This is a genomic window from Akkermansia sp. N21169 (genome assembly GCF_029854675.1).
In the GTDB taxonomy this organism is placed as follows: Bacteria; Verrucomicrobiota; Verrucomicrobiia; order Verrucomicrobiales; family Akkermansiaceae; genus Akkermansia.
On the sequence record NZ_JARWNC010000040.1, the window covers coordinates 144,256 to 169,383 of the forward strand.

25 protein-coding genes and 1 tRNA gene are annotated in these 25,128 nt (G+C 52.5%); 10 read left to right on the forward strand and 16 right to left on the reverse strand.

Annotation, left to right across the window (positions count from 1 at the left end):
* Positions 1–68: 68 nt before the first annotated feature.
* The 4 genes from QET40_RS09760 to QET40_RS09775 all read left to right on the forward strand — a co-directional run bounded on the left by QET40_RS09760 (position 69) and on the right by QET40_RS09775 (position 1,789).
* On the forward strand, positions 69–377 hold the full coding sequence (locus tag QET40_RS09760) for a hypothetical protein (RefSeq protein WP_280126979.1): 309 nt from the start codon (positions 69–71) through the stop codon (positions 375–377).
* Positions 378–415: 38 nt separating this feature from the next.
* Positions 416–1,165, forward strand: a complete 750-nt coding sequence (locus QET40_RS09765) for a ComF family protein (protein ID WP_280126980.1) — start codon at positions 416–418, stop codon at positions 1,163–1,165.
* 42 nt (positions 1,166–1,207) lie between these two features.
* Positions 1,208–1,630 carry a thioesterase family protein gene (locus QET40_RS09770; protein WP_280126981.1) on the forward strand — a complete coding sequence of 141 codons (423 nt, stop codon included), beginning with the start codon at positions 1,208–1,210 and terminating at the stop codon, positions 1,628–1,630.
* 83 nt (positions 1,631–1,713) lie between these two features.
* Positions 1,714–1,789: transfer RNA gene (locus QET40_RS09775), tRNA-Lys, on the forward strand.
* 109 nt (positions 1,790–1,898) lie between these two features.
* Here the strand turns inward: QET40_RS09775 and QET40_RS09780 are convergent.
* Both QET40_RS09780 and QET40_RS09785 read right to left on the reverse strand, forming a co-directional pair.
* Positions 1,899–2,801, reverse strand: a complete 903-nt coding sequence (locus QET40_RS09780; RefSeq protein WP_280126982.1) for a sugar phosphate isomerase/epimerase family protein — start codon at positions 2,799–2,801, stop codon at positions 1,899–1,901.
* Positions 2,802–2,912: 111 nt separating this feature from the next.
* The gene (locus QET40_RS09785) at positions 2,913–5,681 is read right to left on the reverse strand and encodes a sugar-binding domain-containing protein (RefSeq protein ID WP_280126983.1); all 2,769 of its coding nucleotides are present in this window, start codon (positions 5,679–5,681) and stop codon (positions 2,913–2,915) included.
* A gap of 194 nt (positions 5,682–5,875) precedes the next feature.
* Between QET40_RS09785 and QET40_RS09790 the strand changes: the two genes are divergently transcribed.
* Entirely contained in the window at positions 5,876–8,203 is a 2,328-nt protein-coding gene (locus QET40_RS09790) for a glycoside hydrolase family 95-like protein (RefSeq protein ID WP_280126984.1), read from the forward strand.
* Positions 8,204–8,214: 11 nt separating this feature from the next.
* Here the strand turns inward: QET40_RS09790 and QET40_RS09795 are convergent, their stop codons facing one another.
* Entirely contained in the window at positions 8,215–9,165 is a 951-nt protein-coding gene (locus QET40_RS09795; RefSeq protein ID WP_280126985.1) for a hypothetical protein, read from the reverse strand.
* Positions 9,166–9,336: 171 nt separating this feature from the next.
* Positions 9,337–10,260, reverse strand: coding sequence for a hypothetical protein (locus QET40_RS09800; RefSeq protein WP_280126986.1), 924 nt, complete (start codon positions 10,258–10,260; stop codon positions 9,337–9,339).
* A gap of 219 nt (positions 10,261–10,479) precedes the next feature.
* On the opposite strand from QET40_RS09800, the gene QET40_RS09805 reads away from it, so the two are divergent.
* A complete protein-coding gene (locus QET40_RS09805) occupies positions 10,480–11,055 on the forward strand; it encodes a class I SAM-dependent methyltransferase (protein WP_280126987.1) in 576 nt (191 codons plus the stop codon).
* A 5-nt stretch (positions 11,056–11,060) separates the two neighbouring features.
* Here QET40_RS09805 and QET40_RS09810 read toward each other — a convergent pair whose 3' ends face one another.
* From QET40_RS09810 to QET40_RS09865, 12 genes are all read right to left on the reverse strand, one after another.
* On the reverse strand, positions 11,061–11,903 hold the full coding sequence (locus tag QET40_RS09810; RefSeq protein WP_280126988.1) for a phosphotransferase: 843 nt from the start codon (positions 11,901–11,903) through the stop codon (positions 11,061–11,063).
* Positions 11,904–11,921: 18 nt separating this feature from the next.
* Positions 11,922–12,719, reverse strand: coding sequence for a type I methionyl aminopeptidase (map, locus tag QET40_RS09815; protein ID WP_280126989.1), 798 nt, complete (start codon positions 12,717–12,719; stop codon positions 11,922–11,924).
* A 51-nt stretch (positions 12,720–12,770) separates the two neighbouring features.
* Complete coding sequence (locus QET40_RS09820; protein WP_280126990.1) at positions 12,771–13,433, reverse strand: nucleoside monophosphate kinase; 663 nt, start codon at positions 13,431–13,433, stop codon at positions 12,771–12,773.
* Between the two features lie 51 nt (positions 13,434–13,484).
* Positions 13,485–14,963 carry a preprotein translocase subunit SecY gene (gene secY, locus QET40_RS09825; RefSeq protein ID WP_280126991.1) on the reverse strand — a complete coding sequence of 493 codons (1,479 nt, stop codon included), beginning with the start codon at positions 14,961–14,963 and terminating at the stop codon, positions 13,485–13,487.
* Positions 14,964–15,170: 207 nt separating this feature from the next.
* Positions 15,171–15,629, reverse strand: a complete 459-nt coding sequence (rplO, locus tag QET40_RS09830; RefSeq protein WP_280126992.1) for a 50S ribosomal protein L15 — start codon at positions 15,627–15,629, stop codon at positions 15,171–15,173.
* 61 nt (positions 15,630–15,690) lie between these two features.
* On the reverse strand, positions 15,691–16,377 hold the full coding sequence (gene rpsE / locus QET40_RS09835; RefSeq protein ID WP_345783068.1) for a 30S ribosomal protein S5: 687 nt from the start codon (positions 16,375–16,377) through the stop codon (positions 15,691–15,693).
* A gap of 22 nt (positions 16,378–16,399) precedes the next feature.
* Positions 16,400–16,762, reverse strand: a complete 363-nt coding sequence (rplR, locus tag QET40_RS09840; protein ID WP_280126993.1) for a 50S ribosomal protein L18 — start codon at positions 16,760–16,762, stop codon at positions 16,400–16,402.
* A 32-nt stretch (positions 16,763–16,794) separates the two neighbouring features.
* Positions 16,795–17,334, reverse strand: a complete 540-nt coding sequence (rplF, locus tag QET40_RS09845) for a 50S ribosomal protein L6 (protein ID WP_280126994.1) — start codon at positions 17,332–17,334, stop codon at positions 16,795–16,797.
* A 22-nt stretch (positions 17,335–17,356) separates the two neighbouring features.
* Positions 17,357–17,758: a 30S ribosomal protein S8 gene (rpsH, locus tag QET40_RS09850; RefSeq protein ID WP_280126995.1), complete on the reverse strand. Its 402-nt coding sequence runs from the start codon at positions 17,756–17,758 to the stop codon at positions 17,357–17,359.
* A 35-nt stretch (positions 17,759–17,793) separates the two neighbouring features.
* Positions 17,794–18,351, reverse strand: coding sequence for a 50S ribosomal protein L5 (gene rplE / locus QET40_RS09855; RefSeq protein ID WP_280126996.1), 558 nt, complete (start codon positions 18,349–18,351; stop codon positions 17,794–17,796).
* Between the two features lie 63 nt (positions 18,352–18,414).
* Complete coding sequence (gene rplX, locus QET40_RS09860) at positions 18,415–18,642, reverse strand: 50S ribosomal protein L24 (protein ID WP_280126997.1); 228 nt, start codon at positions 18,640–18,642, stop codon at positions 18,415–18,417.
* A gap of 219 nt (positions 18,643–18,861) precedes the next feature.
* Positions 18,862–19,734: an NAD(+)/NADH kinase gene (locus tag QET40_RS09865; RefSeq protein ID WP_280126998.1), complete on the reverse strand. Its 873-nt coding sequence runs from the start codon at positions 19,732–19,734 to the stop codon at positions 18,862–18,864.
* Positions 19,735–19,922: 188 nt separating this feature from the next.
* Here QET40_RS09865 and ilvE point away from each other — a divergent pair, with 188 nt between their 5' ends.
* The 4 genes from ilvE (at position 19,923) to QET40_RS09885 (ending at position 24,720) form a co-directional block, all read left to right on the forward strand.
* Positions 19,923–20,792 carry a branched-chain-amino-acid transaminase gene (gene ilvE, locus QET40_RS09870; RefSeq protein ID WP_280126999.1) on the forward strand — a complete coding sequence of 290 codons (870 nt, stop codon included), beginning with the start codon at positions 19,923–19,925 and terminating at the stop codon, positions 20,790–20,792.
* A 125-nt stretch (positions 20,793–20,917) separates the two neighbouring features.
* Positions 20,918–23,050, forward strand: a complete 2,133-nt coding sequence (locus QET40_RS09875; RefSeq protein ID WP_280127000.1) for a glycoside hydrolase family 2 TIM barrel-domain containing protein — start codon at positions 20,918–20,920, stop codon at positions 23,048–23,050.
* A gap of 504 nt (positions 23,051–23,554) precedes the next feature.
* Positions 23,555–24,076 (forward strand): hypothetical protein, encoded by a 522-nt coding sequence (locus tag QET40_RS09880; protein ID WP_280127001.1) that lies wholly within the window; start codon positions 23,555–23,557, stop codon positions 24,074–24,076.
* Between the two features lie 5 nt (positions 24,077–24,081).
* Complete coding sequence (locus QET40_RS09885; protein ID WP_280127002.1) at positions 24,082–24,720, forward strand: hypothetical protein; 639 nt, start codon at positions 24,082–24,084, stop codon at positions 24,718–24,720.
* Positions 24,721–25,128: the final 408 nt, after the last annotated feature.

A 25,128-nucleotide genomic window follows, 5' to 3' on the forward strand; every position in this document is an offset into this window, starting at 1 on the left:
TGAACCGTTGCCGTTGCCCAGCAAAAATTCCTCTTTACCAAACGGCATTTGCTACGCAAAGTGTCTGCATGGAAGCCCACACATGGAAAGATAGGACGGAAGACGGCGTATTTGTTTACCGTGCCTGCCACCACGCCGGGAAATGGACGCTGGAATGTTCTCCGAAAGTCGGTCGCTCCCTGCGCGACGACGTCGAGTGGGTTCCCGTAGAAATGACCCGGGAACATTGGGAGACCCTGCGTGATATTCTATGGCGAAAATACCAGCGCAAACGTTGTCCCTGGGAATTTATCGAGAAGATCGACAAACTTCTCGAAGACATGCCCGGCACGCACGATGGCACCGGGATTACTGCCGTGGAAGACGACGAATATTAGCTTTTCAGCAGTCTGGAATGATGCCTCAGGGCGTATTCATGCAATGGGCGGACGGGATTTGGCAGGATGTCTGCGGTTGGTTTTTCCCTTCGGTTTGTGCCATATGCGGCGACGGTCCTCTGCATCGGACATGTCTGTGTTCTTCCTGCCGAGCTTCCCTGTCTATGGTCGAGGCTCCGATTTGTCCTCGTTGCGGGGAGCCTCTTGCCGGGTCCGTGGGAGAGGTCGGCAACTGTCCGTATTGCGGAGGCGGCAAAGTCCACTACGATTTTGCCAGATCCGCTTGCCTGAACAAGGATCACCTCAGGAGCCTCCTTCACGACTTCAAATACGCCGGGAAAATTCATTTTGCCGGAACCTTGGCAGGATTGATTGACGATCTATGGCACACATGCGACGACCGTCTGGCAGGGGAAGACTGGCTTTTGGTGCCTGTGCCCCTTCACCGCAGGAAATTGAAAAAACGCGGTTATAACCAGGCGGAAGAATTGGCCTTGATCTTGTCCCGCCTTCGTAAACTGCCGGTTTTGGATGCCCTGATGCGAGGGAAAGATAACGTCAGTCAGGCGAGCCTCGGCAGGAAGGAGCGCCTCCGTCACGTTCAGGAGCTCTATCACATGCGCCCGTCCGTCCTGCGCAAGGAACTCGTCAAAGACCGCGCTGTCCTCTTGATCGACGATATCATGACGACCGGGAGTACCGTGGACGTGTGTTCCCGCGTGTTGAAAAAAGAAGGCCGTGCCCGTTGCGTCGGCGTCTTGACTGTTGCCCGGACGGTTAACACATGACTTTGCATTGACGCACCGGACTCTGAAGGTCATGATGAATAGATGAACAGGGAACCTCTTAACCTGACGACGCGGAATGAAGTCATGTTTTACGATACCGACTGTGGAGGGGTCGTTCACAATCTCGCCTACCTGCGCATGATCGAAGAATGCCGGACCAAGCTGGGGAGCCTTCTTGGTATGAATTACCGTGACTTGGGGGAGGAACAAACTTTTACCGTCGTTGTCCGGCATGAGATTGATTACATCCGTCCCGGAGTCATGGGAGATACCATTGAGACCAAAGGCTGGGTTAGTGCTATGGAAAAAGCGTCCTTCTGGTGCGATTTCGAGATGAGACGAACCTCCGATGGGGCCCTGCTTGTCAAAGCTCACCAGAAACTTGCCCTTGTCCGTATGCCTGCCGGACGACCGACTCGCATCCCTGCGGAATGGCGGGAAAAGTGCGGACTGATAGACGAATGACCGGATTTTTTTTGGTTTGGAACAATTAATGCTTGCCAAATAGCCCATTCCGGTATTTATTTTCTCCCGCTTCTGGCACCAGTGCTTGGGTAGCTCAGTTGGTAGAGCAGTAGACTTTTAATCTATTGGTCCCGGGTTCGAGTCCCGGTCCAAGTACCATTTATAAAGCCCCGTCAGTCTAATGGCTAACGGGGCTTTTCCATCGTTGAGAACAAGTCGTGGTCAAGCCCGGAATAGAGGGAATGCCGATTCCGAGGCAAGCCAAATCCTAGTCTGCGTTTTTACAATCGCTTTTGATCTTTTCCCAGGATTGGATGAGGTCGATGTAGAACTGCCTCATATTGTCTTTCCACGGAGTGGTAGTGACCTCGAACATGAAGGGCCCCTGGTAGCCGTCCGCCTGAAGTTGCCGGATGAGGGGAACCCATTGAATGACCCCTTTGCCGGGGATCCAGTGGCGTTCGTTGATCCGGTCATAGTCGGAGATGTGGAGGGTGGCAATGCGCTTCCCCACGACTTTTGCGTAATGTTCCTGGTTTTCTTTCAAGAGGTGGTTGACGTCGAAGCAGTTATCGATAAAAGGATTGTCTTGGAACAGTTCCGTTGCTTCTGCGGAATCATTGATCAGGCAGGTGCGAGGGAGGCACTCGATGGCGAGGCGTACCTGATAGTCCTTTTCAACCTGGGGAGCCAGGGTTTGCAGGGTCTTTTTCAATTGGCGGAGTTTGGCTTCCCGCTTATCGGCGGGAATAGGTTCAAAACTGGGATGCAGGATAGCCTTGTGGTAAGGACCGATGCGGCGGGCCAGTTCCAGAGAGGAGATGATATTGGAGACGCATTTCTCGAGTTTGGCCTGATCCGTTTCCGAGGGGTCGAAGTCGGGACCGAACGGAATGTGGATTGACCAGATTTTTAAACCGGCTTGTTTGGCAGCTTTCGCGTAGGTATCGATTTGTTTACGGACGGTTGCCTGGTCGTCGATGTCGCAGGGAGTCATGTCAAGTTCCAGCCATTTGAAGCCGGCTTCCCCCGCCCAGGCAATGTTTTCTTCCAGATCCTGATTGTTTAAGGGGATAGACACGCCAGGTTCCCAGCTGGGTACGCGATCCGTTTCAGCCTGGCAGCAGAGAATGGCGGCCAGGGCAGTGATGAGTGAGCATAGAACTTTCATATGAACAGACTACGTTTGTATGTTCCAATTATTTTCACATGAATGCAAAATCCTCCCATCCAGCCTGTTTTTTCTGCCGGATGGGAGGAAAACCCAAAAGAGGAGAAGTGTTTATTTGTTGTGGAAACGGCGGGTTGTTTCGTCGTTCTTCTGGTCGGCGGGTTTGATATGGGGATCTCCGAATATGGAGTCGAGCTGGGCGATGCTTAGTTTCGAGGCAGGAGAGAAACGGTCGCTGCCGACGTATTGCCGGATGGAATGGAGTAATTGGCGCGTGGCTGGCCGTTTGTCCATGTCTTTGTCGATATCGACGCAGAAGACGAATAGTTTGCCCTTGCCGACATTGGCTTCGAAGGCAATACCGAGTTTCCTGTTGAATTCGTAGGTATCGATGCTCTGGATGACAGGAGTCAGGGCACGGGCATCCGTGAGATCAAGGGCGCGGGCGTTGTTGAGGATATCCCACCACTGCCAGTCTGCGTACTTCTCCGTCGGGAATTCGGCGAAGGCTGGGTTGTCCTTGTGAATCAGTGTTCCGATAATGAAGGGATCCCATCGGAACATGATTGGATTCCAGAAAAAGCTGGAGAACTTCGTCTTGCGTCCCTTGATGTCCTTGGGTACGAGAAGGACTGTTTTACCGTCGGCGAGCGCCTGCCTGGCGGAATCGTCCCAAGAGCGGGCCAGGACGAAATTATCGGCTGTTTCCTGTTTCTGTGAGGCGGGATAAACCCAGATGTCCCACGAGTTTCGCAGGCCGTCTTCGCGGTTGACATTCAGAGTATATTTGCCGGGAGCAGCCACTCCTTCCAACGGGATGGAAAGTTTACCGATGGGATCTACCGTCGAGCAGGGCGTCTCCTTCATGTCCAGAGTGCCTTCGCGGACGGCTTTTCCGTCCTGTCCTGTGAGTTGCCAGGCAAGTTTGTTAGCTGGCAGCGGGGTATTGCCGAAGTGATAAACTTCCAGTTCCGATTCGAGCGTATCTCCCTGGGAATAGACGCGCTGGGGGATGCGGCAGAGAAGGACGCTCGGCGCACAGAATTCGCGGAATTGTTCCGGCGATATCAGCCCCTTGCTTTCCCAGAACGAGTCCAGAATGCCGACGAAAGCCGTTCCCTGGCCGGGGTAGTCGTTCAGCCCAAGCATTTGGAAGCCGCCGGATTTCGAGGAGCGCAAAAGGGCTTCCACGACTTCCTTGTATTGCAGGACGGTGTGGGCTCCCGTGGCTTCAAAGAATTCCTGTGCCTGTCCCAGCATGCCGTTGTCGGCGAGGCGTTCGCGGAAGATTTCAAAATTCCGTGGCAGGAGGACTCCCGTGTACTTTTTCATTTCGTCGAAGTTCGGGTACATACAGCGCTGTCCGGCTTCGTGGGCGATGACGGGTACGTCGAAGTCGGATTCTTTGTTGCGGTCCCACATAGTGGAAGGCTTGCCTTCGTACACGGTGATGGAACCCTTGGGGGTGACGTGGGAGGTGTAGAATTGGTCGGATGGGACGTGCTTGCGTGCCGTGGCGACGGAATAAAGGTGGCGCGAGTCATGAGCCTGTCCCTTTTTAATCAAGTCTTCCAAGACATTGTAATCGCCCATCAGTTCATTGCCGTTGCACATGAGGAGGAACGAGGGATGATTGCCGTATTCGTCCAGGATGGCATATAGTTCCTTTTCGAAAAAAGTGCGGCGGTCCGGGTGCTTGCCGATATCCCTCACCCACAGAGGGAGTTCCGCTTGGAGATAGATACCGATCTTGTCCGCGGCCTCGAATGCGGCCCGGGGCGGGCACCAGGAATGGAAGCGGGCATGATTGAGACCGTAGTCCTTAAGGGTTCGGAAAATCCTCTCCCATTCCGCCGGATCGGCGGAAGCATAACCCGTGATGGGGAAGGTAGCGTTGTCTACTGTACCGCGCAGATGGATGTCGCGCCCGTTCAATTGGACATGATGCTTGCCCTGAGCTACTTCGCGCATGCCGAAGGTGACGGTATGGGAGTCCTTTTTGCCTTCCGGGCCATTCCAGGTAACGTCGAGGTCGTAGAGATTGGGGTCGATGTCGTTCCAGAGCTTGACGGAATCTCCGAGAGCCACCGTTCGGGTGACTGTGGTCTGGTCGCTGTTGGCAGTCGTGACATCGAGCTCGTTGTTCGCGATACTGTGCCCGTCTTTATCCTTGACCGTGAATATAAGTTTGCCCTGTGCCTGCTCTTTGTCGGCATTGGAGAGCGTGGTATCGATGCGGATGGATTTGTCGGTGACGTTGGGGGAGACTTTAACCTTGTCGATGTGGAGTTTTTCCCGGGCGGTTAGCGAGATTTCCCCGACAATCCCGTTCCAGTTGGTCTGGGTGTTTTCCGTGACGGCATGGCTCCATGCCTGATCCATCGGATACTTCATCCTGTTGTCCATGCGGATGGTGATCGTGTGATTCCCCGGCGTGAGCTGTTTACCGAGCTTGAACCTGTTGGGCGTGCTAAGGCGGTCATCGGCTCCTGCCGGCTCCCCGTCGACATATACCTTCGTATCCCAGTGGCAACATTCCAACGTCAGTGTGATGTCCTTGTCTTTCCATTCTTCGGGAATGAAGACTTCCTTCTGGTACCAGGCGGGACCGACGTATTCGAACTTCCTCGTCAGGCGGTCGATGTGCCGGGCCGGATTGTCGATGCCCTTGCCTGCCTGATCCGTCGTGCCGGGAAGCTGGATCGTGTCGTTCAATTCCCGTTTGTACAGGGCGGAAACCTTGTATTGACCGTAATCGGCAATATCGAGCTGGAATTTCCAGGTACCCGACAAGTCCATTGTTGCCGGAAAGCTGGCGCCCATGGCTCCGGAAACAAAAAAGAGAGATGCCCCCATCAGGGCTGAGAGACGAGTAGACATGATAATTCTTGTACGTGAATCCGGGTAGATATCTTACAGAAAGAAACCGAAGATTGGGTTTTACATGGTGGAGGTGCAAAGAGGTATACGGAAGTGGAACAGGAAGAATGGAAGAAGAGTCCGTCTGGGGAATTCTCTGTTGACTTCATGGCATTTTGACAGTAAGTCTTACGAGTTCTTAACTCTTATCTTTTATGCAAATTTCTTCTATGATTTTGTTGACGGCATGCCTTTGCCTGTCTGCCGGAGCTTGTCCGTTGGCATGGGGTGGCGATGTGTCGGCGAATGTTTCTTCTGCGGGTGAGTCCGTGTCGGTCAGGGTTGATTGGCCCTCTTATCTGGGTGCACGTGACATGGTCTGGAAAAAGGCTCCGACAGCATGGGACAATGCTCCTTTTCTGGGGAACGGACTTGTCGGGATGCAGGTCATGCGCGATTCAAAGAATAAAAAAATGCTTAAACTGTGCCTGGGACGCATGGATGCCCAGGAACATATGGAGATCGACGACGGCAAGGATGGTAAAAAAACGGGAGATTGGACATACCACCGCTATCGCGTGCCGATCGGGTATTTTTCCTTCGAGATGCCTGACGAAATCAAGCATTGGGACTTGAGACTGAGACTCTGGGATGCTGAACTGACCGGAACGGTGGGCACCGATGGGGGCAAATATGCTATTCGTGCCTATGTACATGCGACGGCTCCCGTCCTGGTGATGGAAATGACGCCGGAACAAGGTGCTCCTGTCCCGGTCTGGAACTGGAATCCTTTCGGGGCGGACAGTCCGCGTATGAACAGCTGGAGTAAGAATCTCTGGAAGAAGGAAGCTCCCGATTTGGAACTTGCCCGGAAAGGTGAGGCCGTCTCCCTGGCTGGAGGCATCAAGGGTTGGCGGCAGCCTTTGAGACCGAGTGGTGAAGTGGGTACGGCTTGGAAGTTTGTCTCCGGGGCCAAGGGGAAACAGACTTTGTATATCAGTATCGACCATTCTTTCCCGGGCAACACGGCAACCGCCGAGGCCTCTTCCTGCGTGGGGAAGGCCGTGGCAGCTCCTGCCGGTGTCCTCGAACAATTGCACAGGGATTGGTGGCACAAGTTTTACCCGGAAGCCTTCCTGTCGATTCCGGATAGTTACTGGGATTCTTTCTACTGGGCTCAGATGTACAAAATCGGCTCGGGGATGCGAGCGAATGGTCCGGTCCTGGATTTGCAAGGGCCGTGGACGGCTTTGGAGGTCAATTCCTGGCCGGGCGTGTGGTGGAATCTCAATGTCCAGCTGACTTATTGGCCGTGCTACACGGGTAATCGATTGGAGGCGGCCAAGTCGTTATCCAATACGCTGAAGAAGTACCGCACGAATTTGATCAACAATGTCGATGAACAGTATCGATCGGATTCGGCGGGGATCCCCCGTGCTTCCGGGCCGGATGCCAGTCAGCCGACCGGGAAACCCAATGGTGGCCCCGGCTCGAAGTCCGAGGTGGGCTCTCTTGCCTGGACGTGCCACAATCTGTTCACTCAGTACCGTATGAGCATGGATGACGCCTTCCTGAAGGATGATGTCTATCCTTTGCTGAGGCGGGCAGTCAATTACTACATCCATTTTCTGGAACAAGGGGAAGACGGTAAGCTTCACCTGCCGCCGACACTGTCGCCGGAGTACGGTATTGCCCCGGATTGCAACTATGATCTTTCCCTGTTGCGCTGGGGGTGCCAGACTCTGATCTGGACGACGGATCGCCTGAAAATCAAGGATCCCCTTTTGCCGAAGTGGAAGGAAATTCTGGCGAATCTGACAGACTACCCGCAGAATGAAAATGGCTACATGATTGGGAAAGGCGTTCCCTTCAAGCATTCCCATCGTCACTATTCCCACCTGTTCATGGCCTATCCTCTGCATATCGTCGATACGGATGATCCGGAGATGGCCAAGCTGGTCGATAAATCCGTCCGTCACTGGCACAGTCTCAAAGGAGGTTTGCAGGGCTATTCCTTCTCCGGTGGGGCAAGCTTGTATGCAACTCTCGGCTGGGGGAATGACGCTTATGAGATGCTCAATGGCCTCAAACGTTTTATCCGGCCCAATACACTGTACAAGGAAACCTTCCCGGTGATTGAAACCCCGATGTCCGGAGCGGCCTCCATCCACGATATGCTGTTGCAGAGCTGGAATGGCCTTATTAACGTGTTTCCGGCTGTTCCCGATGCCTGGGGGGACGTAGCGGTGCATCATCTGAGAGCGGAAGGCTCCTTCCTCGTCAGTGCCGTCCGCAAGGATGGCAAGACTCAGTGGGTACGGGTCGTAAGCCTGGCCGGAGAACCTCTCCGTTTACGGGTGCATATGGACGCCGCCGCCGTGTTGTCGGGGTCCGGCAGTGCTTCTTTGAAAAAGAATGCCAAGGGCGACTGGGTGGGAATCCCTGCCAAGGGTACGGAGGTTCTGCTTGCCCTTCCCGGAGTCAAGCCGATGGTTGCTCCGGTGGCGACTCCCGAAGTCCCCAAGAACTTCGGAATGAAGTAAGGGAGGATTGCTTACTTGGAGTTGGGGCTGAGAACCCTGATCCAGTTGGAAAGATCGGCTTTCAGAAAGTATATTTTGCCGTCATAAGGGAAAAGGATGCGTTCCTCTCCCTTTTCTTTTCCCTGAGTAATTTTGAAGATGAAATAGCCGCCTGCAGGCGAGGACCGGACATATTGGCCTTGTTGTTCGACTTGTCTGCTTTTGGTTCGTACGATCATGGTGCCGGAATCGTTGAAGTCGTAAGCCAGGATATTGGATGAATCCATCCACGCTCCTTTGAGACAGCTCGGGGAAGCGGAAGACGATCCGAGAGGAGAATTCTTCAGGGTATCGGTATATTGTTTGATTTTAATACAGTCATCCAGTTTTCCGTCGATAAGCGCTTGTTTCTGTATTTTCTCAAGGGCAGTGATGAACTTTGCCGTTAATGGTGCCGTTGCTCTGGCACATGACATTTGATACAACCGTTCTGCATCCGCCAGTTTACTGCCGATATCGGAGGATTGAGGAGATGCGCTTAGAGGGATCAGTTTTTCGACACACGTATCGTGATGGCAGATTTGGACAACGTCCCCGTTTTCCATCTTGAGCCATTTACGACCGAGACTGCCTGCGAAGATGACGGCTTCGGGCATGCTCTTTTCCATATCCACCTTGTCGGTCGCAGAACGATATTCTTTGTCGCTGGGGGGCCTGTGGTAAAACTGTCCATCAGAAGTAATTTTGTGAAGCCATTTGGATTCCGTTTTCAATTCGATATCGACCAGGGACTTCCACATGGACGGAGGAGGGATGTCGACAGAATTGCCCGTTCCTTGTTCCAAAGCTTTTTTCAAGAGGAGGGCATTGTCAAAGTCATTGCGAATAACGCATTCCTGTTGTAATGAAGCCAGTGTATTGAGATAGACTACTCGTGCCGCTTTTGTCCGTTGATTACATGCGGTCTGGTAGGATTGGTACAAGCTATCGGGAATGCAGGAAGGAGGAGTTTGTTGGGAAAAACATGGAATCGATAATATTGCCAAAATAAAAATGAGTTTCAATAGGAGTGTCATTATTCCGACAATGTTTCACGAGTGGTGTAATTGCAAGAGGAAATCATGATTTCCGCATATTTCATACCATGGGAACGCTTATTTGGAGCGAGGCTTGAGAATCCGGATCCAGTTTGAATAATCTCCTTTCAGCAAGAATATTTTTCCGTCATAGGGGAAGAGGATGCGTTCCTCTCCTTTCGCCTTACCCTGGATGATTTTAAAGAAGAAATAGTTACCGGCAAAAGAAGCGCGGACATATTGGCCTTGTTGCTCGATTTGTCCGTTTTGTGTTCGTACGATCATCGTACCGGAATTGTTGATATCGTAAAGAGTGCCGGAGGGATCCTCCCAGGCTCCTTTGAGGCGGCTTGGTGAGGCTGCCACTGTACCGGAGGAGGTTTTCCGCAAGGCGTCGATGTATTGTTTGATTTGGATACAGTCGTCCAGTTGTTCGTTGGCGAGCGCTTGTTTCTGTATTTTCTCAAGGGCAGTGATGAATTTTGCCGTTACCGGGGCTATTTCTCTGGCACATGAGATTTGGTACTGTTTTTGAGCTGTAACCAGTTTGTCGTTGATATCGGGATTTTGAGGACTATTACCCTTGGACATGGGAACCAGGTTTTCGACATGAGTGTCGCAGTGGAAGAGCTGGATAACGCTGCCGTCTTCCATGAGTAGCCATTTACGCCAGAGATTACTATTGAAAATGATGACGTCGGGCATGCTTTTTCCGGTGTCTACGGTATCCGATGTGGTACGGTATTCTTTTTCTCCGGGGGACATTTGAATGAATTTTCCTTCAGGAGTAATTTTTTGTTTCCAGTTGGATGCCGCTTTCAATTCGACGTCGATCATGGAAGTCCAGGAAGATCCCGATTCCGGGACGATGGGATTGTTTTTCGCCTGTTCCAGTGCTTTTTTCAAAAGGATGGCATGAGCGAAGTCATTGCGTGCGATACATTCCTGCTGTAATGAAGCGAGTGTGTTGAGATAAACCGTCCGCGCTGCTTTTGTTTTCACATGGCATGCATCCTGGTAGGATTGGCACAATTTAGCGGGAATACAAGCCGGCGGAGCTTGTTGGGAAAAGCAGGGAAATGTACCTACAACCGCAATTAATGCGATTTCATGCAAGTATTTCATCGTTTAATAGTGCTCTACGGATTATGAAATTTCAAGAGGAAAGCACCTCGTTATGATGCTGCTTGCAGGAATGGGCGGATCGTTTTACAAGTGGGCATGGATACGTCAGTTTGTTCTCGGCCTCTGAATTGCGCTCAGGCGTGGATTGCAGGCATTGTACGGAAAGGAGACCGCGTTGTGGATGCAACGGCGGGGAATGGACACGATACACTGTTCTTGGCGCATTTGGTGGGAGAAGAGGGAAGCGTAGATGTATTCGATATCCAGCAGGAGGCTTTGACTGCTACGGAGAAACGCTTGCGAGAGGCAGGGTGCCTGTACCGGGGGGTACATTTTCATGCGGAGTCTTATGCGCGAATGCGGGAGTTCGTTGCTCCCGGGATTCGTGCGGCGATGTTTAATCTGGGTTATTTGCCCGGTGGAGACAAGAGCGTCGTCACGTGTATGGAGGATACGCTTCCGGCGCTGGAGGCGACTCGGGATTTGTTGGAGCCGGGAGGGGTTTTAACCGTCGTCTGCTATCCCGGTCATGAAGGCGGAGATACAGAGGCCTCTTGTGTTTCGGAATGGATGAAGACCCTTGACCCGCATGAATGGCGGGTGGCGGAGTTGTCCCACTGGAACGCTCCGGGGAAAGCTCCCTTTCTGCTTGCCGGGTTTCGGTTGAGGTAGGGTAATTATAGCCCGGAAAGGCTGATGTGGTGGACGGAAGGCCAATCGGGTGGCATTTCCAGAAAGTTCTGTGCTGCTGCGAGCAGGGTTGGATTCCCGGATTGGAGCGCGATTGCCGCATAGCGGATAGGATAGGTGGCGAGCAGGAGGGCGATGTGTTCATCCATGCGTGGCCAGGTGTGCCCGCCATGATGGCGGTAGACATCAAGGAGCCGTTTCAGGCTTGCAGTTCCGTATCCCATGAGATGGAAGAAAAAATCTTCCCCGGGATCTCCGGTTCGGCAGGATGCCCAATCCAGGATCGCGGTGATTTCCCCGTTTTGTACCAGGATATTGCCTTCATGCAGGTCGCCGTGGATGAGGGTCGTGTACGGTGCCCACGTGTTTCCTTCCAGCAGACGGTGCGCTGTATCGGCAAGATGACCGGGCAGTGTGAAGGCAGCGTGTACGGTTTCAAGCATGGAAGCAAGAGATGTGCAGGGATCTGTAGCTTGGGGCAGCGGCAGGGAATTCGGATCCAGGTTGTGAAGCTTGGCGAGCAGACTGCCCAGTGAGGTTTCATAGGAAATCAGAGCCGAGTTGTCTTTCTGCGGGTTTGGTGGATTTCCGGGAAGAAGTGGATAGGAAAAAAGTCCGTCCGGGCTTTCCTGCAGGCAAGGGATGGCGACATCCAATTGGACAGAAAGCGAAGAAGCCAGAGAACACAGCCTTCGCAGAATAAGTCGGGTTTCGGAAGTTTCCGCGCGTTTGACGACGCGGTGCCTGTCTTTCTCAATCCATGTGGTACAGCCGGGGGCAAAAGTCGGCTGGATTTGTGCGGAGGATGACGTGGACCCGTGACGGCTCATGCCGGAACAGGGAGGACGTTACAGGGTGATGCCGAGTTGCTCCGGAAGAGCAATCCTCGGGCGTTCCGTCAGGATGAGCGGTGCTCCGTCCGTGATGGCGATCGTATGTTCGAAATGGGCGGAAGGCTTACCGTCTGCCGTGATGACTGTCCAGCCATCGTTCAGAATGCGGACTGATGGACGGCCCAGATTGACCATCGGTTCAATGGCGATGACCATACCGGGTTTCAAGCGCGGAGTTTTCCACGTAGGGCGGTAATTGGGGACTTGAGGCTCTTCGTGCATGCTGCGTCCGACACCGTGGCCGACGAAATCCCGGACGACGGAGAAGTGGCGGGGGCGTACAAAGGCCTCGACGGCGGCGCACACGTCAGCGAGCGGAACGCCCGGACGAGCGCAGTCAATAGCTCGGAAAAGAGATTCTTCCGTAGCGGCCAGAAGTTTGAGTACTTCGGGATCAACCATCCCAACGGGAACAGTCATGGCATTGTCGCCAACCCAGCCGTCCACGATCGTGCCGACATCCAGGCTGACAACGTCACCGTTTTCAATGCGGCGATCCCCGCCGATTCCATGAACGACTTCTTCGTTGACGGAGATGCAGATCTGACCCGGATAGCCGCGATAACCGAAAAAGGCATTTTTACATCCTTCCCGGCGGAAAAGTTCGGCAGCGATCTGGTCGATCTCACGCGTTGTGCGTCCCGGCTGGATCTCTGCTCCCAGGTCCATCAGGATACGTGCAGCTACTTCACCGGCTTTCTTGAGCTTGGCAACTTCGCCCGGCGATTTGAGAATGATCTTGTGGCTGGACATGAGAGGTGGAGGAGGATGAGGATTGATGGGACGGAAGCTCCGGATGCAGGATCAGTCCTTGCTTTCCGCGTAGACATTCAGTTTCTCGGAAAGTTCACGGGAAACGTCGCAGGCTTCGCGTTCTTCCGTGACCGAGATTTTCACGACAAGGCCGCGGGATTCGTAGTAGCGGGCGACGGGAAGCGTCATGGATTCGAAGTCTTTCCAGCGTTTGGCGAAAGCGTCGATGTTGTCATCCTTGCGCGTTGTCATGGTTCCTCCGCACTTGGGGCAGATTTCCAAAGTACTGTTCTGAACGACAAAGTTGCAGGACGAACATTCGCGGCGCTGGAGGATGCGCTGCTCGATCAATTTGCGGGAAACATCCATCCAAACGACGACATCGATTCCCAGTCCGCGCTGGGAAAGGAAATTGTCGAGCGTTTCCGCTTGGGCAACAGTACGGGGATATCCGTCGAGGATCCAAGAGGAATCGTCGGCATCGGCGAGCCAGGTACGAACGATGTCGTTGACAACTTCGTCAGGGACGAGCTTGGCCTGGTCCATATAGCTTTGAGCTCTCCTTCCTAAAGCCGTACAATTTTCGATTTCCCGGCGCAACAGGGCTCCCGTACTTAAAGTCTCCAGTCGGAACGTGTCGGACAGGTATCTGCCTTGAGTGCCTTTTCCCGATGCGGGACCGCCAACCAAAATGAATCTCTTGAGTTTTTTCATTATGAAAAGGGGGGAGTGAGGGGAGAAATCCAGGGACGGGATTGACCCATGTTAGAATTTTGTAAATACGTAGGCGGCAATGGCTCCTCCCAGAAGAACGATTGCGATGACGACCCAGATGATAGTTACGGTCGTACTGTTGGCAGCTTCGCCCGTACCCTGCAGGTGGTTGTATTTACCGCGGATCTTACCTTTTTTAAGGAACCCGTCGTAGTTGCGCTGCAACAGAGTTGTTTCGACCTGACGCATGGCGTCAAGCAGAACACCGACGAGAATCAGAAGGCTGGTACCGCCGAAGAACTGGGCAACGATCGGGTTAAGAGCCCCGGATGCCTGAAGCATGGAGGGAACAAAGAAGATAAGGGTCAGAAACAGGGAGCCGGCAAACGTCAATCTCTGCATTGTTTGATCCAGAAAAATGGCCGTGGGAGGGCCGGGGCGGATACCGGGGATGTAGCCGCCGTTACGCTTGAGATCTTCTGCAATCTGGGAAGGCTGGAACATGGTAGCTACCCAGAAGTAGGAGAAGAAGAAGATCATGAAGGCTGAAATGATGTAGTAGGGGTAGCCGTTCGGACTCATCCAGTTGTTGATAAGCATGGCAATCCAGCTGGAAGGCCAGATCTGCATGATCAAAAGCTGGGGCAGGGACATGATGGCCGTGGCGAAAATGACGGGCATCACGCCGGAGTAGTTCAACTTCAACGGCAGGTACTGCGTCGGGGCATTGAACATCTTGTTTCCGTTTCCGGCAACGCGCTTGGCGTACTGGACGGCAATGCGGCGCTGCGCTTGTGTAACGGTGACGACTAGTGCGATGACGACGATCAGGAAGGCAATGAGTGCTACCAGGGCCAGAGCTCCGGTGGGGTTGATTTGGTTGGGACTTGGATGGACGAGTGTTTTCCAAGCCAGGGTCAAGGCACCGGGCAGGGAGTGGATGATGTTGACGCAGATGATCAGGGAGACACCGTTGCCGATGCCCTTTTCCGTAATCTGGTCACCGATCCACATCAGGAACATGGTGCCGGCCACAATCGTCAGAATCGTGGAAATGACGAACATCGGTCCGGGGAACATGACCAGGTCACCGAATTTGTCAATGCCGGAGAGGAAGTTCAAACGTTCCGGGTGTTCCAGAGAGACGACGAGGAACCACCCCTGGACGATGGCGATGCCAATGGCGATGCCGCGCGTCCACTTCGTCATTTTCTGGCGTCCGCCTTCTTCGCGCACCATCTTGCTCCATTGCGGCACGACGGCCGTGAGGAGCTGGGTCATAATAGAGGCGGAGATGTACGGCATGATCCCCAATGCGAAAATACCGAGCTGCTGGAGGCCGCCACCGGAAAAGATCGTCAGCACGGAGGCAAGACCTCCTATGCCGCTTTCATCCGAGGACTGGTGCTCGATCCACTGCTGCAGGACTTCGACATTAACGCCGGGCAGCGGAAGATGGACACCGAGACGGACGATGATAATCATCGCCAGTGTGAACAAGATCCGGTTGCGCAGCTCCGGAACTTTCATTGAATTCGCAAATGCGGAGATCATATATAATAGGGTATGTGAGAAAATTGACGTGCAGCTGCATCTTGCGTGAACCTCCGCAATGCCCTCAGGCAGTCTGGGCAATTGTTGACACTCCCCGGAGGGAGAAGAGGATCTTGAACGCGCATCAACGAACCGGGCGGAGCTGCGTCACACCCGGTTCGCGGAAGAATTTCATCACCCGGATCAGGCTTCGCTCAGAACGGTGAGAGTACCACCGGCCTGGGTGACCTTTTCGCGGGCGGAAGCGCTGACGAAATCAACGGTGACGTTGAGTTTCTTGGTCAGTTCGCCATTGCCAAGAAGTTTGACGGCGTCGCAGTTCCCCTGGACGAGGCCAACGGAACGCAGCGTGTTTTCGTCGACAATTTCACCGGCTTCGAAGAACTTGTCGAGCTGGGAAACGTTGACGGCGACGATAGTGTCACGGAAACGCTTGTTGCTGAATCCCTTCTTGGGAAGACGGCGGTGAAGGGGCATCTGACCGCCTTCGAATCCCGGACGGATGGTACCGCCGGAACGTGCTTTCTGGCCCTTGTTGCCCTTGCCGCAGGTTTTGCCGAGGCCGGAGCTTTCACCGTTGCCGAGGCGCTTTTTGCGGTGCTTGGCTCCGGGATTGGGCTTAATCGAATGAAGTTTAAGCATCTGTCTAAAATGATAGGTTGATGGTGAAATAGGGAGGAACCGGAGCTCCTCCCTTCAAGGATTAGATGGCCTTTTCCTTCTTCAAACCGCGCTGGGAAAGAACCTGGTCGCTCGTACGCAGGGAAGCGAGGGCATTCAGGGTGGCTTTCACGACGTTGGCGTGATTGGAGGAACCGAGGGACTTGGCGATGATATCGCGGACACCGGCAGCTTCAAGGACGGCACGGACGGTGTTGCCGGCGATCAATCCGGTACCGGGGGAGGCAGGCTTCAGCAGAACTTTGCCGCCGCCGAATTCCGTGTATACTTCATGCGGGATGGTGCCGTCGACGATAGCAACAGGGCGCAGGGCATGTTTGGCGCTTTCCGTAGCTTTGCGGATGGCGTCGGCCACTTCGTTGGCCTTGCCGAATCCGTAGCCGACGCGGCCTTCCTGGTCGCCACTCACAACGAGGGCGGAGAAGGAGAAGCGACGACCACCTTTGACGACCTTGGCGCAACGGTTGATGAAGACAACCTTTTCCATGAGCTGGGGGCCTTCTTCTTCAGGGGCCTCGGCTTGGGGACCACGGCGTCCGTCACGACGGGGAGCACCTTCGCGGCGGGGACCACGGGGACCGCGGGGGCCACCGGGGAAGTTACCGTTACCACGGCCACGGGGAGCTCTGGTGGAAGCGGGCTGCTGGGTTTCAGCGGGAGCGGACGCTTCGGGAGTTGCCGGTACGGAGTTTTCCGTTTCGTTATTCATTGTTGGGGAATCTTTCTCTCAATTAGAATTTCAAACCAGCTTCACGGGCGGCGTCGGCCAAAGCCTTAACCTTGCCATGGAAGGAGAAACCACCGCGGTCGAAAACGACTTCAGTGATGTTGGCAGCCTTGGCGCGTTCGGCAACGAGGGTACCGACTTTCGTGGCGGTATCGCTGTTGGCGAGTTTAGCGGGAGAGGCGATGGAAGCATCAGCCGTTGAGGCGGAGCAGAGGGTGACGCCCTTCACGTCGTCGATGATTTGAGCATAGACGTGACGGTTGGAGAAGTGAACAGCCAAACGGGGACGGGAAGCGGTACCGGTAACCTTTCTGCGGATGCGGCGATGGATCCTTTCGCGGATGGCCTTGCGATTGATAGTACTCATATTCTGTGAGTTTAATGCAAATTGTTAGCGAATTACTTGCCGACGCTCTTACCTTCCTTGCGGCGGATGATTTCACCGGCATAACGGACACCTTTACCCTTGTAGGGTTCCGGCGGATAGTAGGCGCGCACTTCGGCGGCGAACTGTCCGACTACCTGCTTGTCGACACCTTCCACCTTGACCTTGGTGTTGTCGGTCACGGTGACCGTCAATCCCTGGGGAATGGGGTGGTTGATGGGGTGGGATTTACCGAGGTTGAGGTCGAGGATGTTACCCTTGACAGCGGCACGGAAACCGACGCCGATGATTTCAAGGTCCTTGACGAAGCCCTGGCTGACGCCCGTGACCATGTTGCTGATCAGGGAACGGCTGGTGCCGTGGAGGGCGCGGTGCTTGCGGCTTTCGCTCGCACGGGAAACGGTCAGTTCCGTTCCTTCAAGCGTAGCGGTGATACCTTCGGGAAGTTCCCAGGAAAGCTTTCCCTTGGGACCATCGACGTTGATGGTGGAACCGTCGATCTTCACCGTTACCTTGTCCGGCACAATGATGGATTTTTTACCAACTCGAGACATTGTTCGTGTAAAGTTTCAGGGTTTACCAAACGAGGGCGATGAGTTCACCGCCGTAGTTCTGCTTGCGAGCCTGCGCACCGGTCATCATTCCGTGAGAGGTGGAGACGATGGCGATACCGAGTCCGCTGAGGACGCGGGGAACTTCAGAAGAGGCGATGTATTGGCGGCGTCCGGGCTTGGAGCAGCGCTTGACGTCCGTAAGAACAGGTTTGCCCTGTTCCGTGAACTTCGTCTTCACCTTGATTTCTTTCTGGATGCCTTCACCTACGATTTCGTAGTTCCAGATGTAGCCTTCTTCCTTGAGGATGCGGGCGATTTCAGCCTTGATCTTCGAGAAGGGAGCGGAGAATTCCTCTTTGCGGGCGTTGCTCGCATTCTTGAGGCGGGTGAGGAAATCCGAGATGGGGTCAGTAATAACGGCCATTTGATGAAAAAAGTTAAGCGTTCGCGTTATGTTTCTCAGGCCTTCTTCTGTTCGCGGAAGGGCACGCCCAGTTCGCGGAGGAGATCACGACCTTCTTCGTCCGTATTGGCGGACGTCACAAAAATGATGTCGAAGCCGATCTGGCGCTTGATCTGATCCAGTTCGATTTCAGGGAAAATGGACTGGTCGGAGATACCGACGGCATAGTTGCCGCGACCGTCGAAGGACTTGGCGGAAAGGCCGCGGAAGTCGCGAATGTTCGGCGAGGTGATATTGATGAAGCGGTCCAGAAATTCCCACATGCGGGTTCCGCGCAGTGTGACGCGGGCGCCGAGGACTTCCCCTTCGCGCACTTTGAAGTTGGCGACGCTCTTGCGGGCGTAGGTCATGGCCGGCTTTTGGCCGGTGATTTTGGCAATTTCATTGACGGCATCCTCGACTGCTTGCTTGCGGTCGGGTTGTTTGCCCATGCAGGAAGTCACCACGATCTTTTCCAACTTGGGGATCTGGTGGACGTTTGCGTAGGCGTGCTTCGCTTGAAGTGCCGGAGCAACTTTTTCGCGGTAGTATGTCTGTAACGTTGGTGTACTCATTGTTTTAGCGGGTCAGCTCTAATGATCGTTTTGTTAACGGCTTAAGCGCAGGGTAGGCATTGCCTAGCCAACCTTCTTCACATTGGAGATATGAATTGGGGCGTCGATCTCTTGAATGCCGCCTTCGGGGTTCTGTTCGGTCGGGCGCACAGCTTTTTTGGCTTTGCGGGCGCCTTCTACGATGACAGTTCCCTTGGCTGCGTTCACCGAGAGAACGGTGCCGCGCTTGCCCTTGTGGTCGCGTCCGGCGATGATTTCTACTTCGTCGCCTTTTTTCACGTGGGTCTTCATGGTTCTGTGTATTACGCAGTTGCGTGGTTTTTGATGCCGCCAAACAATATGGCGGGGCGCAAACCCTACTACGGCTCAGGGGTTTTCGTCAAGCCCGCATTCGTTTTTTTCAAATTTTTCCGTTTCCGGGACCCCTTGAGGCATAAAATTTTAGATTGCGGAGGGATCGAGTATCCCTTCGTTTTCGATTGGGAATATTGCCTGAATTTCTCCGGAGCGTCATGCCTGGTCCCAGGGGAGTTCTGCTCCCTGCCAGCGTAGTTTGGCGCGGAGAAGCTGGCCGAAGTTGTAACCCGGCATGTGGACGAGGAGGAGTTTTTCCTCCGCTTTGCGAATGACGAGGTGTTCTCCGACATCGATGCTTTGGGTGTCGCGCCCGTCGGCGGAATACTGCATGGAATCCGCTCTTCCCCGGCGTGCCCTGGGCCGAAGGCGGATGGTTGCCTGGTCGGGAAGGACGACAGAACGGTTAGTCAGGCTGTGCGGACAGATCGGAGTTACGCAGAAAACGGAGGATTCCGGCCAGATGAGCGGACCTCCTGCGGAAAGCGAGTAGGCGGAAGAGCCTGTCGGCGTGGCTACGAGGATGCCGTCGGCGTGATAGCGGTTCAGAAGGCGGCCGTCGACTTCGGCGTCCAGATCGACCATTTTCCCGGTCTGATTTCTGGTGAGAGTGATTTCGTTGAGAGCCAGTTTGCGCTGGCTGCGGGGCTCTCCATTTTCTCCGACGGGGTAGGTTTCCAGCATGGTGCGTGCTTCCACGGAACACGTCCCGTCGGCCAGGGATTGGACCAGTGCATCGATTTCGTGAACGGAAATTGTCGTCAGGAATCCGAGGCGCCCCAGATTGACTCCGGCCATCGGGATGCCGAGCATGGCCGCCTTGGAGGCGGCGGACAGCATGGTGCCGTCTCCCCCGAATGTAATGATCAGGTCCGTTCCGGCGGCATCTTCTTCGAAGGATTTGCGACTCCGGATGGAAATGACGCGGATACTGCGGCTTTGGAAAGCCTTGCGGGCGGCTTTGATGGCTTCCGGGACACCCGGTTTGTCGGCGGGTGCGATCAAGCCGACACATTGGGGAACGAACATGTCTCGCTATATACACAACCGGAGGGAAAACTCAACCCCGCATTCGGCGGAATATCCGGTGAATGGTCATTTTTTCTCCTCCGGAACCGCTGAAATGTCAGGAAATAATAAGGAATCGAACTTATTCCTTTTATTTCTCGAAGTGTCGATTAAAATACTCCGGCATTAATTTTGTTATTTCCTGCATTATGAAAATTTGGCTAGACGGCAAACTGGTTGACGAAACGGAAGCGAAGCTCTCCGTGTTCGATCATGGCACTCTTTACGGCGACGGCATTTTCGAAGGCATCCGTTTTTACAATGGCCGGGTCTTCCGTCTGGAGGATCATATCGTCCGCTTGTTTGATTCGGCCCGGTATCTTCTTCTGGATATACCCTATGCCTTTGACGAAATCATCCGCGCTACCTGCGAAACCGTAGCGGCTTCCGGTCTGTCGGACGGCTATATCCGCCTGGTGGTGACACGCGGCGTCGGCAATCTCGGGTTGAGTCCTTTCAACTGCAAGAATGCGTCGGTGTACATTATTGCCGACAAGATCGCCTTGTACGATCCCTCCGTGTATGAAAACGGATTGGCTCTCATCACCAGTTCCGTGCGCCGCAACCGTCCGGACATGGTCTGTCCGCAAGTGAAGTCGCTCAACTACCTCAATAACATCCTGGCCAAGATGGAAGCCGTGCGGATGGGTGTTGCCGAGGCCCTCATGCTCAATGAAGCCGGCAATGTCGCCGAATGCACGGGCGACAACATTTTCATCGTGAAAAACGGCACTGTCTTTACTCCGCCCGTGACCGACGGTGCGCTGGACGGTATTACCCGCCGTGTCGTTCTTGAAATCTGCAACGAACTCGGCATTCCCGCCGAGGAACGTACGATGAACCGTTACACCGTTACCTGCGCGGACGAATGCTTCCTGACGGGTACTGCCGCCGAATGCGTGCCGGTGACGAAGATGGACGGTTATGTGATCGGCTCCGGCAAAATCGGTCCTGTGACGGCCCGGTTGCTGGCCCGCTTCAAGGAACTGACTGCTACGACGGGTACTCCCGTTGCATAAAAAGGCTTCTTCTCTCCCTGAACCGGTCCCGGGAGCGTGTCTCCCTGACGTGCCCGTGGCCTTATTGCGAGTGGCAGTCGGTATTTGCCCGCCGATCCTGCCTCTCGCTATCCCCCCATACGACCATGCACATCAGAACCACGTTCTATAAACTGCTCTCGGCAGTAGTCCTGCTTTCCGCTTGCGCCCTGGCGCGCGAGGTGTCTTCTTTCAACGACGGATGGGCCTTCAAAAAAGGCCCGTTTCCGGAATCTCTCAAGCCGGATGCCAAGGAATTGGCCGATGGCTGGGAGGCCGTCGAGATCCCGCATACCTGGAATGCCCAGGACATGCAGACCGTAAAAAACAAGTTCTACCAAGGCAACGCCTATTATAAGAAGAACTTCAACCCCGGTACCGACCTGGACGGCAAGCGCGTCTTTCTCCGCTTCCAGGGCATCGGTTCCGTGGCGGACGTTTTTGTCAACAAGCAATTTGCCGGTAATCACAAAGGAGCCTATTCCGCCTTTGCCGTCGAAATTACCGACCTGATCAAGCCGGGGCAGGACAACGAGATTCTCGTTAAGGCCGACAACAAGGCCCGCCCCGACGTTATTCCTGTCAACCACACTCTCTTTGGTGTGTATGGAGGCATGTATCGTCCTGTGGAATTGATCGTGACGGACAAGCTCAACATTTCCGTGCTCGATTACGCCTCTCCCGGAGTTTACCTGCGCCAGCGCAACGTTACCCCGGAATCCGCCGACGTTACCGCTAAGGTGAAGCTTGAAAACAAGTACCCGGAAGCCAAAAAAATCACGCTCCGTACGACGATTTACGAAGCGGACGGCAAGACGGTGAAGGCTAGCAAGGAAAGTCCGGTTGAAGTGCTGCCCCAGGGCCGCCAGATCTTCGAACAAGAGTTCAAAATCGAAAAACCGCATCTCTGGCAGGGACAGGACGATCCCTATATTTACGAGGTGGTTACTCAGCTCGTCGATGGCGACAAAGTGGTCGATGAACAGACCCAGCCCCTCGGACTCCGCCACTTCGAATTAAAAGCCGGCGACGGCATGTACCTCAACGGTAAAAAAGTGCCGATGTACGGCGTGTGCCGTCACCAGGACTGGTTTGGCCTCGGCAGTGCCCTGAAGGACGAAAACCATGATGCCGATCTCGAAGTCATCAAGGAGATCGGAGCTACGACGATCCGTTTCGCCCACTACCAGCAGGCGGAACGCATCTACTCCCAGTGCGACAAGATGGGTTTCATCATCTGGGCGGAGATCCCGTTCGTCAATACGACGACTACTCAGGAACGCGACAATGCCAGGCAGCAGCTCACGGAGCTGATCCGCCAGAACTACAACCACCCGTCCATCTATGTCTGGGGGCTTCATAACGAAGTGTACAACCCGGCCAATTATGTACGTTCCACGACGATGGAGCTCAACGACCTTGCCAAGACGGAGGATCCGGACCGCTACACCGTTTCGGTGAATGGTTTCGGCAAGATGGATCACGCGGTCAATCTCAATGCCGACATCCAGGGCATGAACCGTTATTTCGGCTGGTACGAAGGCCGTATCAACGGCATTGAAGCCTGGGCGGACGGTCTTGCCAAAAAATTCCCCGGCTACAAAGCCATGCTTGCGGAATACGGTGCGGAAGCCAATGTGGACCAGCATGATGAAGACACGGGAGATTTCGGCGAATTCTTCGGACAGTTCTACCCGGAGGAATTTGCGACCAAGTTCCATGAGATTCAGTGGGGAGTGATTGCCAAACACCCTTGCCTCCTGGCTTCCTATATCTGGAACACCTTCGACTTTGCCACGCCCGTGCAGATGCAGGGTGGTGTCCCTGCGCGCAACATGAAGGGACTAGTGACCTTCGACCGTACGATCAAGAAGGATCCCTTCTACTGGTACAAAGCCAATTGGAGCAAGGAACCCGTCCTTTACATCACCCAGCGGCGTGCGGTGGAACGCACGCACCAGAAGACGCCCGTTACCGTCTATTCCAATGTCGGGGAGCCGGAACTCTTCGTCAACGGCAAGAAAATGGCCTCTCCGCGTCAGGGAACGACGGATGTTCATTTCATCTTCGACGACATTATACTCCGCGAAGGCGACAACGAAATCATGGCCCGCGTTTCCAAGGACGGCAAGTCCTACGAAGACCAGTTTGTCTGGACCTACGACAAGAAAAACGAAGGTAAAATCCGCGGAGGCAAGAAAGCCAAGCAAGTCCGCGAGAAAGAACACGGCGGCCTCTAAGGCCCCAATCCTCTGACCATTTTTCGCTTTTTTTTCATTCTCCAGCTCGTGTTCGTTTAGCGACGCGAGCTGGAGAATTTTTTGTGCCGGTAGACACGCGATCAATCAATTCTGGGTGATTCGATCCGGGAGAAAGAATGAACGTTTCATCCTAATGTCCAAAATTGGAATAATCATAAAAAATGTTGCATTTTTTTATTTTTGGATATGATGACAGATGCTATGAATTACCGCTTGGTCATGATGTGGTGTTTTGTGGGCGCCATAATACTGGGGATCGTTCAATTCGCTATGGCTGTGAGTTGTTTTATGTTGAAACCTTTCATGGCGGGAAAAGCCTCTTTGATTGAGAATGGCTTCTATGAGATCGGATTTTCCTGTCGGGGAGGTAATCCTAGTGGAAATACTGTTCATTTTCTGTTGGGTAGATATTATAAATATCGCCAAGCAATGATCCGGAGTATGATGATGTTATTTTTGAAGTAACTATAAAAATAGATGGAGATGAAAAAAGTAATTGTATCATTGTTGTTTCTGATAATTTTAGTTTTATTTGTTTTGTTGCCAAGTAGTAATCATAAAACAGATATTTATCCGGCTATATCAGATAGTTGCAAAATTGTATCTTATTATGATGGAGATGTTTTTGCCGGAGAGTTTAATATTGCAATTTATTCGTACTTTGATGAAGCAAAGAAAGAGTTTTCTCCTCCTGTATTTTTTGTTCATGGACCGTCGGAATATTTCTTTTCGGTCAATTCTACTTTACCGACATCAAAAGGATATATCAAAGATAAATTTATTTTCAAATCAAGTGTTTTTGATTCTAAAATATTTCCTGTAGATGGACATCTAAAAACAGTATGTGACGATAATGGAGGTATTTATTATACTGAAGATTATTGTTTGGTTTATGATATTGTTGCAAAATACGTTGATTATGGAAAAGACAATTTATATATATCTGACTACCATATGCCAGGAATGAAGAAAATAATATTGAAATATAAAAGAAAAACAAATTAACCGATATGAAAATATTTATTGGTTTGTATTTTATATATGCCATCGTGCTTTGTTTTGTTCTTGGAGATAATAAAATATACCCCAATGCTGAAATATGCTCTTTGCCGTCGGAAGAAGATAAGAGATTTCTCAAAAAGTTGATTGTAAATAAATTTGAAACGTGCGACGGAAAAATAAATATTACAAATTTCAACATATATTATTCTTGTGATGATTGTAATTTGTCCGACATGTCTAAAGGATATATAAATTTCGACTCTTTTCTGTCGTACCAATTATCAATAAATGGAGAATCAGGTAAATGTGTGAATTATGTAGGGCCTGAAAATTATTTATCTAATCCATTTTTTATAAAAATACGTATATCTGATCATGTCGAATCGAATTCGGAAAATAATAGAATTCTAAGTGGGGATGAAAAAATAGGAAATATATCATCGATTTCCATAGATAATATTAGAATTGATCCACAAGATTATAGAAAATGTATTGTCCGATATGTTGATGGTGTTTTATTTTGGGAGGCTAAAGTTTTTGTTCTCTATGATTTGGATATTTTGTTTCATAAAGGTGAAGAAATGGGGAGAAGAACTATTTTTAATAGACGGGTGGAAATAAAAATTCGCAACCGAATATCTATTTGAAATTTTATTTAAGCAATCTTAAAATTTATAAACATGGGTATATCTTGCTCCATGAAAATTGTTGTATTGATTTTATGCTGAATAGTGAAGTGTAAGAAAATACCATACAGGCAGTAACAGTCGAAATAAATACTCTTCCCATAACAAGACCGTCAAATTCTAATGCCGAGAATCGAATGGTTATGATGCCGGGAGTATGAAAACATCTTGTGTTTAGTAATATTCGGAGGTGGGTACAAGATGATGCCGTTAGCCCTTTCCTGTCTTTATATTCGTCGATTTGTCGATGATGTGTCGCTGCGGAGGAAGGCGGAAAACAATCATGTTCCAGTGATGGAGTATGATCTGTAACCGGAAATTTGACTTTCTTCGGAAATGGTTTTGATATAATATTATTCTATTCAGGTA

Excerpts from the sequence above, each read along its gene's own strand:
- QET40_RS09790 (WP_280126984.1), top strand. The coding sequence starts at position 5,876 with ATGCAAATTTCTTCTATGATTTTGTTGACGGCATGCCTTTGCCTGTCT.
- rplR (WP_280126993.1), bottom strand. The coding sequence starts at position 16,762 with ATGAGTACTATCAATCGCAAGGCCATCCGCGAAAGGATCCATCGCCGC.
- QET40_RS09780 (WP_280126982.1), bottom strand. The coding sequence starts at position 2,801 with ATGAAAGTTCTATGCTCACTCATCACTGCCCTGGCCGCCATTCTCTGC.
- rplE (WP_280126996.1), bottom strand. The coding sequence starts at position 18,351 with ATGAGTACACCAACGTTACAGACATACTACCGCGAAAAAGTTGCTCCG.
- map (WP_280126989.1), bottom strand. The coding sequence starts at position 12,719 with ATGTCCAGCCACAAGATCATTCTCAAATCGCCGGGCGAAGTTGCCAAG.
- QET40_RS09785 (WP_280126983.1), bottom strand. The coding sequence starts at position 5,681 with ATGTCTACTCGTCTCTCAGCCCTGATGGGGGCATCTCTCTTTTTTGTT.
- QET40_RS09770 (WP_280126981.1), top strand. The coding sequence starts at position 1,208 with ATGAACAGGGAACCTCTTAACCTGACGACGCGGAATGAAGTCATGTTT.
- rplF (WP_280126994.1), bottom strand. The coding sequence starts at position 17,334 with ATGTCTCGAGTTGGTAAAAAATCCATCATTGTGCCGGACAAGGTAACG.
- rplX (WP_280126997.1), bottom strand. The coding sequence starts at position 18,642 with ATGAAGACCCACGTGAAAAAAGGCGACGAAGTAGAAATCATCGCCGGA.
- QET40_RS09865 (WP_280126998.1), bottom strand. The coding sequence starts at position 19,734 with ATGTTCGTTCCCCAATGTGTCGGCTTGATCGCACCCGCCGACAAACCG.
- QET40_RS09820 (WP_280126990.1), bottom strand. The coding sequence starts at position 13,433 with ATGAAAAAACTCAAGAGATTCATTTTGGTTGGCGGTCCCGCATCGGGA.
- rpsE (WP_345783068.1), bottom strand. The coding sequence starts at position 16,377 with ATGAATAACGAAACGGAAAACTCCGTACCGGCAACTCCCGAAGCGTCC.
- QET40_RS09875 (WP_280127000.1), top strand. The coding sequence starts at position 20,918 with ATGCACATCAGAACCACGTTCTATAAACTGCTCTCGGCAGTAGTCCTG.
- QET40_RS09810 (WP_280126988.1), bottom strand. The coding sequence starts at position 11,903 with ATGAGCCGTCACGGGTCCACGTCATCCTCCGCACAAATCCAGCCGACT.
- rplO (WP_280126992.1), bottom strand. The coding sequence starts at position 15,629 with ATGCTTAAACTTCATTCGATTAAGCCCAATCCCGGAGCCAAGCACCGC.
- ilvE (WP_280126999.1), top strand. The coding sequence starts at position 19,923 with ATGAAAATTTGGCTAGACGGCAAACTGGTTGACGAAACGGAAGCGAAG.
- QET40_RS09765 (WP_280126980.1), top strand. The coding sequence starts at position 416 with ATGCAATGGGCGGACGGGATTTGGCAGGATGTCTGCGGTTGGTTTTTC.
- QET40_RS09805 (WP_280126987.1), top strand. The coding sequence starts at position 10,480 with ATGGATACGTCAGTTTGTTCTCGGCCTCTGAATTGCGCTCAGGCGTGG.
- rpsH (WP_280126995.1), bottom strand. The coding sequence starts at position 17,758 with ATGGCCGTTATTACTGACCCCATCTCGGATTTCCTCACCCGCCTCAAG.
- QET40_RS09880 (WP_280127001.1), top strand. The coding sequence starts at position 23,555 with ATGAAAAAAGTAATTGTATCATTGTTGTTTCTGATAATTTTAGTTTTA.
- QET40_RS09885 (WP_280127002.1), top strand. The coding sequence starts at position 24,082 with ATGAAAATATTTATTGGTTTGTATTTTATATATGCCATCGTGCTTTGT.
- secY (WP_280126991.1), bottom strand. The coding sequence starts at position 14,963 with ATGAAAGTTCCGGAGCTGCGCAACCGGATCTTGTTCACACTGGCGATG.
- QET40_RS09760 (WP_280126979.1), top strand. The coding sequence starts at position 69 with ATGGAAGCCCACACATGGAAAGATAGGACGGAAGACGGCGTATTTGTT.